The sequence below is a fragment of the Lutibacter sp. A64 genome (assembly GCF_022429565.1).
In the GTDB taxonomy this organism is placed as follows: domain Bacteria; phylum Bacteroidota; class Bacteroidia; order Flavobacteriales; family Flavobacteriaceae; genus Lutibacter.
This window is the reverse complement of the sequence record NZ_CP092487.1, coordinates 1,781,421-1,793,363: the sequence shown is the minus strand read 5'-3', so window position 1 is coordinate 1,793,363 and position 11,943 is coordinate 1,781,421. Positions and strand designations below refer to the sequence as shown.

Here is an 11,943-nt window from a genome sequence, read left to right as displayed (position 1 = left end):
TTTTTAATTTTATTAAATTTAATTTTATAATATTGTAGTAGTCAAAAAAAATACCAAACTAGCCAGAGTGACAAACTGGCACTTTCTTTAATTTTAATATAATGCGTTATGAATTTTAATAAGTATTTTAACGTAAAAAGACAGAAATGTCTGTAGAACGTAAAGTAAGGCAAGTTGAAGCGTTATTCAATTGTCTTGAAAACGAAATCTCTACTTTTAAATCGCAATTTGATATAAACTGCATACAAGGTTGCGGAAAATGTTGTACAAAATTAGATGTTGAAGCTTCTCCATTAGAGTTTTTACCTTGGGCTTTTAATTTATTTTTAAATGGAAAAGCAGAAGAAACATTGGTTCAGTTAAAAGCAAAAACAAGTACAATTTGTACTATTTATCTGCCACTATCTTTAGTTGATAATGCAAGTGGAAGTTGTGGAAATTATAAATATCGTGGTTTAATTTGCCGACTTTTTGGTTATGCTGCAACCCGAGATAAATATGGTAAATTACGCTTAGCAACTTGTAAAATTATAAAAGAAAGAAAAGCAAAGGCTTATGGTAAAGGTGTTAATGCTATTGAAAATGGAGTTTCTATTCCTATTTTTATGGATTATTATATGCAGCTTTCTCAAATTGATTTTAATTTAGGAAATCAAATTTTACCAATTAATAAGGCTTTAGAAAGTGCTTTAATTGAAGTGTTGAGTTATTATACTTACAGACCTGTTCCGCATGGATTTAAAAAACCAGCTTAAAAAATATTTAATTTGTTTACTTTTAAGGCAAATTAATAATTTACTATGGATGATCATATTTTAATTGATGGCTATAAACATATATGTTATAAGCAAACTACTTTTTCTGAAAATGAAATGTTGAATAAGTCTAAGAGTTATTTTGAATGGGCTAATAAAAGAAGGTCTGTACGTAATTTTTCTGATAAAGATGTGCCAATAGAAGTAATTGAAAATATAATAAAAACAGCATCTACAGCACCTTCTGGTGCAAATAAACAACCTTGGACTTTTTGTGTTGTAAAAGATGCTGAATTAAAAAAAGAAATAAGACTTGCTGCTGAAGTTGAAGAGCGTAAAAGTTATAGCGAACGAATGAATGATGAATGGTTGAATGATTTAAAACATTTAGGAACTGATGCTAATAAGTCTTTTTTAGAAACTGCACCGTATTTAATAATTGTGTTTAAGCATTCTTTTGAATATGATTCTAATGGAAAAAAAGAACAAAATTATTATGTAAATGAGTCAGTTGGTTTGGCTTGTGGATTTTTAATTTCAGCAATTCATAATGCAGGTTTAGTTACATTAACTCATACGCCAAGTCCTATGCGTTTTTTAGAAAAAATATTGAAACGTCCAGATAATGAACGTGCTTTTTTATTGTTGCCTGTTGGTTATCAAGCCGAAAAAACTTATGTACCAAATATTAAAAGAAAACCACTTGATTTTATTATGAAGTTGTACTAATAAAAAGCTGTTTGAAAAGTAATTTAAATCTGTTATATTCAACTTGTTTCAGTATCTCATCATATTAAATGGTCAATCAGGATGAGAACCTGAAATAAATTCAGGTTGACGATCGACTTATTTTCAAACAGCCTTCAAAAAACAATTAAGTATTAATTATTTTAATGTTGATTTTCTTTAACAACTCTATTTTTTACATGTTTTTCTAACCATTGATCTTGTTCCCAAAGCATATGTAAAACAGACTCTTTAGCACTGTAGCCATGGCTTTCTTTTGGAAGCATAACTAAACGAACTGGAGCTCCAAGTCCTTTTAAAGCATTAAAATAGCGTTCGCTTTGTAATGGATATGTTCCTGAATTATTATCAGCTTCACCGTGAATTAACAATAATGGGGTTTTCATAGTATGTGCATTCATAAAAGGCGACATTTGGTTGTAAACTTCTGGAGCTTCCCAATAGCTGCGTTCTTCACTTTGAAACCCAAACGGAGTTAATGTTCTGTTGTATGCACCACTACGTGCAATTCCTGCAGCAAAAAGATCGGAATGTGCTAATAAATTTGCAGTCATAAAGGCGCCATAAGAATGCCCGCCAACTGCAACTTTATTTCTGTCAATGTAGCCTAAATAATCTACAGCGTCAATTGCTGCTTTTGCATTTGCTACTAATTGAGAAATAAAAGTGTCATTTGGTTGTTCGTCACCTTCACCAACTATTGGAAAAGATGCATCATCTAATACAACATACCCTCTAGTTACCCAATAAACCATAGAGCCATAATAAGGGTATGTAAATTCGTTTGAGTTTGAAGTGCTTTGCCCGGCGCTACTTTTATCTTTATATTCTCTTGGGTATGCCCACATAATCATTGGGTATTTTTTACCTTCTTGGTAGTTTGTTGGTAAATATAAAACTCCAGACAGTTCAAGTCCATCTAATCTATTGTATTTAATAACTTCTTTATGTACATTTTGAATACTTTTAAAAGGATTTTCAAAAGTGGTTAAGGCTATTAATTTTGAATTCTTTTTAATATTTCTAATATAATAATTAGGGTATTCGTTTTTAGATTCTATACGAACAATTATTTCACCCTTTTTTATATCTAAAGCATCTAAAATTCCTTCAACTTTATCTGTTAATTTAGATTGGTATAATCTTTTAGTTTTTAAATTTTTTAAATTTAACTCATCAACAAACGGAAATTTTCCAGCTTCGCTATAACCATCTCCAATTAAATAGGCTTTGTTATTGTCTAAAGCTAGCGTATAGCGTCCGTATTCATTTCTTTTAGTAACAAAACTTCCTGGATCGCTATAGGTGTCTTGGTAATTTCTATCTGAAATTAATTTAGGTTTTACATTGTTGTTTGAAGGGTTAAAAACATAAGTTTTTGTGTTTCTAGTATTCCACCAGTAATCATGGGCAATTGCAGTTGTGTTATTTCCCCATTCAATTCCAGAAAATCTTCCAATTGTTTTAAGTATTGAGTTTGCTTTACCGTTAAAAGGTGCATTTAATTCAAAAACTTCATCTCTAAAAGCAACTTCTTTAGCAGGATCTCCTTCATCTAAAGCTTCACACCAATATAGTGTAGCTGGTTTGTCGTCTCTCCAACTTAAATTTCTGATACCTGTTCTAACAGCCATAAATCCTTTAGGTAAATCTTCAATTAAAGGAATTTCTAACATTGTTTTAACCAGTGTTCCGTCTGCGTTGTAAATTGTTGTTTTTGACGGGAATCTACGATAAGGTACTAAATAAGAAAATGGTTTTTCTATAGTTGTTATTAAAATATAGTTTCCGTCTGGAGAAAAAGACATACCTCTATACATATTGCTTTCTTTCCAAAGGGTTTTGTTTCCATTTAAATCTATTTTATATAATTCTGCTAGTGCAAGTTGTTCAAAATTGTACTCATCACTTTTATTTTTTAGTAAGTCTTGGTAGGTTCTGTTTTGCGCTTTTATACCTTGTTCACTTTCGGATATTGTTGGGCCAGTTGGAACAGCGGTTTTAGTATCTATTAAGGCTTTTTTATCTTTAGAAATAGTTTTTACAAGTAAGGAGTTGCTGTCTTTAAACCAAGAAAAAGGCATACCTGTATTTGCATTTAAATTTGGCTCCGTTATTTTTTTGGCAGCTTTAGCTTCAATATCTAATATCCAAAGTTCTACACCTGTACTTACGGTATTTGTAAAGGCCATCATTTTTTGGTTAGGAGACCAAGAGAAGTAAGAGTAGCGTCCGTTTGTTGGTAGGCCAATAACTCTTTCTTCTTTAGCAGTTTTTCCAACTCTAACTTTAATATCTGTATAATAACGCTGTCTGCTGTTTATGTTAGTTTTAGGGTTAATTCTAAGTCCGGCAAGTCGCATTTCGGTTTCAGAAAGTTCTTCAATATTTTTGAAGTTAGATCTGTATAAAAAAACAAAATTTTCACCTTTTTCATCCATTTGCATTGATGGGGCTAAAGGCGCTTCAGCAAGTTCTAAGATTTCTTGAGGAGGTTTTTGATAGGTGAGTGCTTCTTGGGCAAAAATATATGTTCCCCAAAATAAAACTAGAGTAAAAAGTATTTTTTTCATATTAAAATTGTTTAAACTGATTGTTGTTAAATCTAATAAAACAAGACTAACAATCTTATTAATAAAATGTTAAAAGGAATTTTTATGTTAAAATACTAAATATTAATCAAAAAATAAGTTTTTTGAAATATTAAATAATTCTTGCTTTTTTTTAAAAAATTCTAAGAAATCTGTTTATTTTTAGTATTAATTTAATTACTATTGTAGTAGCTGTAAAAGAATTAGTGTTTTACAGGGTTTGAAAATACTATAACAAAATATAAAAAATATGTATAATTCTAAAATAACAGGACTTGGTTATTATGTGCCTGATAACGTTGTTACAAATGATGATTTATCCAAAATGATGGATACCAATGATTCCTGGATTCAGGAGAGAACAGGTATAAAAGAACGCAGGTGGATTAAAGAGGGAAGTGAAGATACATCGGCTGTAATGGGTGCAAAAGCATCAAGAATTGCAATAGAGCGTGCGGGGTTAACTTCAAAAGATATTGATTTTATTGTATTTGCTACTTTAAGTCCAGATTACTATTTTCCTGGTTGTGGCGTTCAAATTCAAGAAATGTTAGAAATGCGTACTGTTGGAGCTGTTGATATAAGAAACCAATGTTCTGGGTTTATTTATGCAATGTCTGTTGCCGATCAATTTATTAAAACAGGTATGTATAAAAATGTTCTAGTTGTTGGTTCAGAATTTCATTCAGGAGGATTAGATAAAACTACAAGAGGTAGAGGTGTTTCTGTAATTTTTGGTGATGGTGCAGGTGCAGCAGTATTGTCTAGAACAGAAGATAATACAAAAGGTATTTTATCTTCTCATTTGCATTCGGAAGGAAAACATGCCGAAGAATTAACTGTTTTAGCCCCAAGTATAAAGCATTGGGTACCACAACTTTTAGAAGAAAACGATGAAAATGACGTGTCTTACTATCCTTATATGAATGGTACTTTTGTGTTTAAGCATGCTGTTGTTCGTTTTTCTGAAGCTATTATAGAAGGTTTAACAAAAAGCAATTTAGAAGCTGCAGATATTGATATGTTAATTCCGCATCAAGCAAACTTGCGTATCACACAATTTATTCAAAAGAAATTTAAATTAACAGATGATAAAGTTCATAGCAATATTCAAAAGTATGGAAATACAACTGCAGCATCTGTTATTATTGCGTTAACCGAAGCTTGGGAGCAAGGAAAAATTAAAGATAATGATCTTGTTGTTTTAGCTGCTTTTGGAAGTGGTTTTACTTGGGGGAGTGTTATTATTAGATGGTAATAATTTAAAAGAAAAAAGCCTCAGAATGCAAGTTTAGAGGCTTTTTTTTGAGGGTGAAGTCGATTAATTCAAATAATTACTATACCCTTTTATTTTTTTAAAATTTAAATTACAATTATATACCTATGACGATTTTAATGTTTAATTGTTGTAATTAGTAAAGTTAAAAAATTGTTAAATAATTTTTATTAAATGAGTCTTAAAACATTAGTAATAGGAGCGTCCATAAATCCTAGTAGGTATTCTAATAAAGCTGTTAAAAAATTGTTAGAAAATAAGGTTGAAGTAAAAGCCTTGGGTATAAAAAAAGGAACAATTTTAGATGTTGATATAGTTACTACTAAAGAAGCTTTTGAAAACATACATACTGTTACACTTTATTTAAATGCTAAAAATCAAGAAGAATATTACAATTATATAGTAAGTTTAAAGCCAAAGCGTGTAATTTTTAATCCTGGAACAGAAAATATTGCGTTCGAAAAAATATTAGCCAATAATGCAATTAAATTTGAGCAGGCTTGTACGTTAGTTTTATTAAGTATTGGAGCTTATTAATATAAGACAAATAATTATTTTTTTAAGATTTCTCCAATAGAGCCTTCTTTACTTGGGGTAAGTTTAAAAATAGTTTTAGGTAATAATCTAGGCTCCATTCTATGTGAAACATAGAGTATTGTTATTTCTGTTTTTAAAACAAGTAAGTTAATTAGTTGTGTAACCAACGTTGTATTTTTATCATCTAAACCTTCTAGAGGTTCATCTAAAATTAAAAGAGGGGGTTGTTTAATTATAGCGCGTATTATTAAAGCAATTCTTTGTTGACCCGATGAAAGTTTAAGAAATGGTGTGTTTTTATAAGCCGATAATTTAATGATCTTAAGCCATTGCTCTACTGTGTATAGTTGTGTTTTTTGTGGTTTTTTATAAAGACCAATAGAATCAAAATAACCAGATAGTATTAGGTGTTCTAAAGTTTGGTTACGATTGAAAAGTTCTGTTATTGTAGTTGAAAAATAGCCAATTCGTTTTTTTAAGTCCCAAATACTTTCTCCACTTCCTTTTTTTTGACCAAAAATATAGATGTCTTGTCCGTAAGCTTTTGGATTTTCTCCAGTAATTAATGATAATAAAGTGCTTTTTCCAGCTCCATTTGGACCAATTAACTGCCAAAATTCACCCTTCTTAACAGTCCAATTTATGTTTTTTACAATAGGTCTATTATTGTAATTTACACAAACATTGTTAAACTGTACAAGAGTATCTTCTTCAAATTTGATTTTTTTTAAGGCATTTGGTATTTCATTTTTAAAGATAGAAGTATAAGTTTTGTTATTAGTTTTAAGTTGTTGTAAGTTAAAATTATTGTCTTCTATTTGGTATTTTGTTTCAATAAAATTGAGAATATCATCTGTTCTATTAACAAGTTGAATTATTTCAAAATCTTTAGAAAGATCTTTAATTTTATCAGCTAATTCTATTTGTGAAGTCCTGTCTAAATGATCAAAAATACTATCAAATATTATAAAATCTGGTTTTTGATTTAAACAGTATTTTAAAAATATTTTTCTACGTTCACCTGTTGAAAATTCACTTAATTTTCTGTTATTATTTGTTGCTATTTTAACAATATCGTATTTATATTCTTCTTCAATATATTTTTTAATAGCAATGTCTGAAAATAAAAAACCTTTTAAATTGTTGTATTTATGTAATTTTTCTGAAGCGTTTTTACCTAAAATGGTAGCTATAAAATGTCTTTTATCAACATTGTTGTTGATTAGAATGGCAATCGGTTCTTTTTTCATTGTGTAAAAAAATCAAAAAAATAGGTGAGCTAAATTGTAAAATTAGTTAATTTCAAAAACTTTTCCTGCTTCTGCTAAATGTGTGTTTTTAAAAACTTCTTGAGCTTCAGTTTTAAAAACTTCAATATTTTTATACCTACCACTATAATGACCAATAATAAGTTGTTGCACATTTGCTTGTAATGCAATTTTAGCAGCTTGTTCGGCTGTTGAGTGTTTAGTAGTTGTAGCAAGATCCTCTTTGTCTTTTAAAAATGTAGATTCATGGTATAGACAGTTTACATTTTTAATTATAGGAGGTAACTGGTTAGGAAGATAGGTGGTATCACTACAGAAAGCATAACTTTTAGGAGTTGCAGGTTCTAATGTTAGTTCTTCATTTTTTAAAATAGTGCCATTTGTTAATTTAAAATCTCTTCCATTCTTTAAATTTTGATAATCACAAATTTCAATTTCTTTATATTTAGCAATGGCATTCATGTTTAATTTACGTTCGCCTAGCTTTTCTTTAAATAAAAATCCGTTGGTATAAATTCTATGGTTTAAAGGTATGGTGTGTACTTCAACTTTGTCATCTTCAAAAATTAATTCACTTACTGTGTTTGTTAGCTCGTGAAAATATAATGGATAATGTGTCCAAGAATTTGAAAGTTTAAGCTGTAGTGTTATTAGTTCTTTAATACCTTTTGGGCCGTAGACATGTAATTCAGTTTCTCTATTTAGCAATCTAAACGTAGAGATTAAACCAACTAAACCAAAAAAATGATCGCCGTGTAAGTGCGAAATAAAAATATGCTTAATTTTTGAAAATTTAATACCGTATTTACGTAGTTGTACTTGTGTGCCTTCGCCACAATCAATTAAAAAGTTGTGATTTTTAATTTCTAAATATTGAGCTGTTGGGTGTGCATTTACTCTTGGTGTAGCAGAATGACAACCTAAAATAGTGAGTTTTAAACTCATCGAATAACTAATCTTTTTGATATAATTTCAGAATCGGATTGTAAAGAGTATATGTACATTCCATTATTTAAATTATTACGATTAAATTGAAATGTATTTGTTCCTCTTTTTGCATTTACTTTTTCTAAGTAAACCGTTTTTCCTACTAGATTTTTAACAGTAAATTCTACTAATTGATTTTTAGTAGATGTAAATTTAATGCGAGTTCTGGTTGTTAATGGATTTGGTGAAGCGGTGACAGCTAATAGTGTTGTTGAAATAGGTTCATTTTTTTTAATAATAGCATGACTGTCCTTTTCTTGAGTGTAAGAAAAAGTGAATGTCAATAAAAATATTATTAAAAGTAGTTTTTTCATCAATAAGCCTATTGTTTTTAAAATCCTAAATCTCGTTCAATCGCATCCATTTCTATAATGTCTAACGCTTCAGTAAAAGTTGGTACGATATTAATTTCTTCGGGAATTTCATCTATATCTATTCCTTCAAAAATAATAACAAAACTTGTGCCGTTTTCACGGTGTTTGTTACTTATCTTCAAAAATAACAATAATTCTTTTAGTGTAGTGTTAATTTTTTCTGAAAAATCTAAAATTAAATGTTCATCTTTAAAATCTAATAAATTATTTTCTAGATTGTTAAGAAAAATAGTTAATGATTCTTCAGTTGGTTTTATGGTTGTATATTTTTTAGTTTTTGTTATTTTCATAGTGTACTTTTTATTAGCGGACGTGTTTAAATACCGCTCAACTTTAAGATTGGTTTTTGGGTCAGGAAATAAACTAAGTAATTTACTTGTTTTATTGTTTATGCCTTTCAATTTGTTGTGCTAATAAATAAATTACAGCCATTCTTATGGCAACACCATTTTCAACTTGATTTAATATAATAGATTGTCCAGAATCGGCAACATCACTTGTTAATTCTACACCTCTATTTATTGGTCCTGGGTGCATAATAACAATTTTTTTGTTAAGACTGTCTAAAAGTTGTTTGTTTATACCAAATAATTGTGAGTATTCTCTGGTTGATGGAAAATAATTAATTGCCATACGTTCGTTTTGCACTCTTAAAACATTGGCAACATCGCACCATTCTAAAGCTTTTTTAATATTACATTCTATACCAACACCTAAACTTTCAATATATTTAGGTATTAAAGTTTTTGGACCACAAACCTTTACTTCTGCACCTTGTAATTTAAGAGCATAAATATTAGATAAAGCAACTCTAGAGTGTAAAATATCACCAACAATTACCACTTTTTTACCAGCAACATCTCCTAATTTTTCTCTAATAGAATAAGAGTCTAAAAGTGCTTGTGTTGGGTGTTCATGTGTGCCATCTCCTGCGTTAACAATTTTAGCATCTACGTGTTTAGACAAAAAATCACAGGCACCAACATTTGAATGTCGCATTACAATTAAATCAACTTTCATTGATAAAATATTGTTTGCAGTATCTATTAAAGTTTCTCCTTTTTTAACGGATGATTGATTTGCTGAAAAGTTTATAACATCTGCCGATAAACGTTTCTCAGCCAATTCAAACGAAAGTTTTGTTCGTGTACTATTTTCAAAAAATAAATTTGCAATAGTAATATCTCTTAACGATGGTACTTTTTTAATAGGACGATTAATTACTTCTTTAAAATGATCTGCAGTTTCAAAAATTAAATCAATATCACTTCTTTTTAAATGCTTTATACCTAAAAGATGTTGTACGCTTAACTGACTCATGTAATTAATTATTTATAATATATACGGCATCTTTACCGTCTTTTTCTTTCCAATTTACAGTAACTCTTTCTTCATTGATAACATCTACTTGTCTTCCTCTGTAATTTGGCTGAATAGGTAAATGTCTGCTAAATCTTCTGTCGATTAGCACTAGTAATTCAATATCAATTGGTCTTCCAAACGATTGAATTGCTGTTAAAGCAGCTCTAATACTTCTACCAGAATATAAAACATCATCAATAAAAACAACATTTTTATCTTCAACAATAAAATTAATATTGGTTTTATTAGCTTCTATAGGTTCGCCACGTCTTCTAAAATCGTCTCTGTAAAAAGTAATATCTAATTGCCCTAATTTTACATTAGAGATGTTGTAATCTTCCTTTAAAATAGAAACCAATCTTTCAGCTAGATAAATACCTCTAGGCTGAATACCAATAAGTACGGTGTTTTCAAAATTATTATGATTTTCGATTAGCTGACATGCCAATCGATGTAAAATAATGTGAATTTCTTTAGAATTAAGTAGAATTTTTTTGCTCATTGCAATACCAAACATTGTTTGGAATACAAATATAAACCATTTTGTTAATTAATTTGTTAAAAACATTTAGAACTTAGTATTAAATTAAGCATTTGTTCTTGTACTTTTATTTTTGTAGTAATTTAATATATTTTTATATATGCCTTTAACTCCTAGAGAAAATAATTTGCCGTTGACTAAATTTGAATCAATGCTAAAAACAAATAGTATTTATTTCTTTGATTCTGTTGAGTTTGAAGAAATTATACATTACTATATAGATTCTGGAAAAATATCTTTAGCAAAAAAAGCCATTAAATTGGGCTTACATCAGCACCCAAATTCTATTTTGTTAAAATTATTAAGAGCAGAATTAATGATTTTTGACGGTAAGTTTGATGAAGCTACAAGTTTATTAAAAGAGCTTCAAGCTATAGAACCTACTAATGAAGAAATTTATGTGCAGCAAGCAAGTATCTTTTCTAAAAACGATAAGCATCAACAAGCTATTGATTATTTAAAAATTGCTTTATTGTATACCGATGATGAAGCCGATATTTTAGCTATGATTGGTATGGAATATTTGTTTTTAGATAATTTTGATGAGGCTAGATTAAATTTTGCAAAATGTTTAACTGTAGATTTTGAAGATTATTCTTCGCTTTACAATGTAATTTATTGTTATGATATGCAGGGCAAACATATAGAGGCAGTAGATTATTTAAATAAATATATAGATAAAGACCCGTATAGTGAAGTTGCTTGGCATCAATTAGGAAGGCAATATTTTATATTAGAAAATTATAAAGAAGCCTTGCGAGCATTTGATTATGCAGTTTTAATTGATGATACTTTTGTGGGTGGGTATTTAGAAAAAGCTAAAACTTTAGAAGAATTAAAACGTTATAAAGAAGCTATTGATAATTATAAAATTACAATAGATTTAGACGATCCAACTTCGTTTGTGTATTTAAGAATTGGAGAATGTTATGAAAAATTAAATAAACCTACTTTATCAATACAATTTTATAAAAAAGCTGTACACGAAGATCCATTATTAGATAAAGGATGGTTAGCCATAGCCGAAATTAGTATTTCAAATAAAAACTATTATAAGGCGTTGTTTTATATTAACAAAGCAATAGAAATAGATGAAAAAAATAGTTTGTATTGGAGAAAATATGCAGAAATTAATTTAAAATTAAATTTCTTTGAAGAAGCTGTAAAAGGTTTTCAAAACTGTATTTTATTGCAAGATTTTGATATTGTAATTTGGGTTGGTTTAAGCGATGTGCTTTGCTATTTAGGTGATTATAAAGATGCTTTAATCAATTTAAAGAAAGCTTCAAAAGTTTTTAAAGATTTTGCAGAATTAGAATATAGATTAAGTGCTATTTATTTTCAGTTTAACGATTTTTCTAAAGCAAAAAAACACTTAATAAATGGTTTGAACATCGATTTTGAATATCATAATGAAATTAAAGAGGTGTTTCCAGAGGTTTTTAAAAGACAAGAAGTTGTAGATATAATAAGCGATTTCAAAAATACTTCATTATAAAATATTA

12 protein-coding genes are annotated in these 11,943 nt (G+C 28.8%); 5 read left to right on the top strand and 7 right to left on the bottom strand.

Annotated elements, in window-relative coordinates; translation table 11 throughout:
• The first annotated feature begins 146 nt into the window (after positions 1-146).
• Together MKD41_RS07550 and MKD41_RS07545 are read left to right on the top strand one after the other, a co-directional pair.
• The gene (locus MKD41_RS07550; protein ID WP_240244822.1) at positions 147-755 is read left to right on the top strand and encodes a YkgJ family cysteine cluster protein; all 609 of its coding nucleotides are present in this window, start codon (positions 147-149) and stop codon (positions 753-755) included.
• A 45-nt stretch (positions 756-800) separates the two neighbouring features.
• Positions 801-1,484, top strand: a complete 684-nt coding sequence (locus tag MKD41_RS07545; RefSeq protein ID WP_240244821.1) for a nitroreductase family protein — start codon at positions 801-803, stop codon at positions 1,482-1,484.
• Positions 1,485-1,645: 161 nt separating this feature from the next.
• Here the strand turns inward: MKD41_RS07545 and MKD41_RS07540 are convergent, their stop codons facing one another.
• Positions 1,646-4,075, bottom strand: a complete 2,430-nt coding sequence (locus tag MKD41_RS07540) for an alpha/beta hydrolase family protein (RefSeq protein ID WP_240244820.1) — start codon at positions 4,073-4,075, stop codon at positions 1,646-1,648.
• A 268-nt stretch (positions 4,076-4,343) separates the two neighbouring features.
• Here MKD41_RS07540 and MKD41_RS07535 point away from each other — a divergent pair, with 268 nt between their 5' ends.
• Positions 4,344-5,351 (top strand): 3-oxoacyl-ACP synthase III family protein, encoded by a 1,008-nt coding sequence (locus MKD41_RS07535; protein ID WP_240244819.1) that lies wholly within the window; start codon positions 4,344-4,346, stop codon positions 5,349-5,351.
• 192 nt (positions 5,352-5,543) lie between these two features.
• Positions 5,544-5,906 (top strand): CoA-binding protein, encoded by a 363-nt coding sequence (locus MKD41_RS07530; RefSeq protein ID WP_240244818.1) that lies wholly within the window; start codon positions 5,544-5,546, stop codon positions 5,904-5,906.
• 14 nt (positions 5,907-5,920) lie between these two features.
• Here the strand turns inward: MKD41_RS07530 and MKD41_RS07525 are convergent, their stop codons facing one another.
• From MKD41_RS07525 to pyrR, 6 genes are all read right to left on the bottom strand, one after another.
• Entirely contained in the window at positions 5,921-7,156 is a 1,236-nt protein-coding gene (locus MKD41_RS07525; protein ID WP_240244817.1) for an ATP-binding cassette domain-containing protein, read from the bottom strand.
• Positions 7,157-7,198: 42 nt separating this feature from the next.
• Positions 7,199-8,119, bottom strand: a complete 921-nt coding sequence (locus MKD41_RS07520) for a ribonuclease Z (RefSeq protein ID WP_240244816.1) — start codon at positions 8,117-8,119, stop codon at positions 7,199-7,201.
• A complete protein-coding gene (locus MKD41_RS07515; protein ID WP_240244815.1) occupies positions 8,116-8,475 on the bottom strand; it encodes a T9SS type A sorting domain-containing protein in 360 nt (119 codons plus the stop codon). The genes MKD41_RS07520 and MKD41_RS07515 overlap by 4 nt, the downstream gene beginning before the upstream one ends.
• 17 nt (positions 8,476-8,492) lie before the next feature.
• Positions 8,493-8,825, bottom strand: a complete 333-nt coding sequence (locus tag MKD41_RS07510; protein WP_240244814.1) for a ribonuclease Z — start codon at positions 8,823-8,825, stop codon at positions 8,493-8,495.
• Positions 8,826-8,916: 91 nt separating this feature from the next.
• The gene (locus tag MKD41_RS07505) at positions 8,917-9,855 is read right to left on the bottom strand and encodes an aspartate carbamoyltransferase catalytic subunit (protein ID WP_240244813.1); all 939 of its coding nucleotides are present in this window, start codon (positions 9,853-9,855) and stop codon (positions 8,917-8,919) included.
• A 4-nt stretch (positions 9,856-9,859) separates the two neighbouring features.
• A complete protein-coding gene (pyrR, locus tag MKD41_RS07500) occupies positions 9,860-10,399 on the bottom strand; it encodes a bifunctional pyr operon transcriptional regulator/uracil phosphoribosyltransferase PyrR (RefSeq protein WP_240244812.1) in 540 nt (179 codons plus the stop codon).
• A 190-nt stretch (positions 10,400-10,589) separates the two neighbouring features.
• Here pyrR and MKD41_RS07495 point away from each other — a divergent pair, with 190 nt between their 5' ends.
• Positions 10,590-11,936 carry a tetratricopeptide repeat protein gene (locus tag MKD41_RS07495; protein ID WP_240244811.1) on the top strand — a complete coding sequence of 449 codons (1,347 nt, stop codon included), beginning with the start codon at positions 10,590-10,592 and terminating at the stop codon, positions 11,934-11,936.
• Positions 11,937-11,943: the final 7 nt, after the last annotated feature.

What these genes read in the sequence shown, in the direction of transcription:
- MKD41_RS07540 (WP_240244820.1), bottom strand. Translation starts at nt 4,075, where the DNA reads ATGAAAAAAATACTTTTTACTCTAGTTTTATTTTGGGGAACATATATT.
- MKD41_RS07550 (WP_240244822.1), top strand. Translation starts at nt 147, where the DNA reads ATGTCTGTAGAACGTAAAGTAAGGCAAGTTGAAGCGTTATTCAATTGT.
- MKD41_RS07515 (WP_240244815.1), bottom strand. Translation starts at nt 8,475, where the DNA reads ATGAAAAAACTACTTTTAATAATATTTTTATTGACATTCACTTTTTCT.
- MKD41_RS07505 (WP_240244813.1), bottom strand. Translation starts at nt 9,855, where the DNA reads ATGAGTCAGTTAAGCGTACAACATCTTTTAGGTATAAAGCATTTAAAA.
- MKD41_RS07530 (WP_240244818.1), top strand. Translation starts at nt 5,544, where the DNA reads ATGAGTCTTAAAACATTAGTAATAGGAGCGTCCATAAATCCTAGTAGG.
- MKD41_RS07525 (WP_240244817.1), bottom strand. Translation starts at nt 7,156, where the DNA reads ATGAAAAAAGAACCGATTGCCATTCTAATCAACAACAATGTTGATAAA.
- MKD41_RS07535 (WP_240244819.1), top strand. Translation starts at nt 4,344, where the DNA reads ATGTATAATTCTAAAATAACAGGACTTGGTTATTATGTGCCTGATAAC.
- MKD41_RS07520 (WP_240244816.1), bottom strand. Translation starts at nt 8,119, where the DNA reads ATGAGTTTAAAACTCACTATTTTAGGTTGTCATTCTGCTACACCAAGA.
- pyrR (WP_240244812.1), bottom strand. Translation starts at nt 10,399, where the DNA reads ATGAGCAAAAAAATTCTACTTAATTCTAAAGAAATTCACATTATTTTA.
- MKD41_RS07545 (WP_240244821.1), top strand. Translation starts at nt 801, where the DNA reads ATGGATGATCATATTTTAATTGATGGCTATAAACATATATGTTATAAG.
- MKD41_RS07510 (WP_240244814.1), bottom strand. Translation starts at nt 8,825, where the DNA reads ATGAAAATAACAAAAACTAAAAAATATACAACCATAAAACCAACTGAA.
- MKD41_RS07495 (WP_240244811.1), top strand. Translation starts at nt 10,590, where the DNA reads ATGCTAAAAACAAATAGTATTTATTTCTTTGATTCTGTTGAGTTTGAA.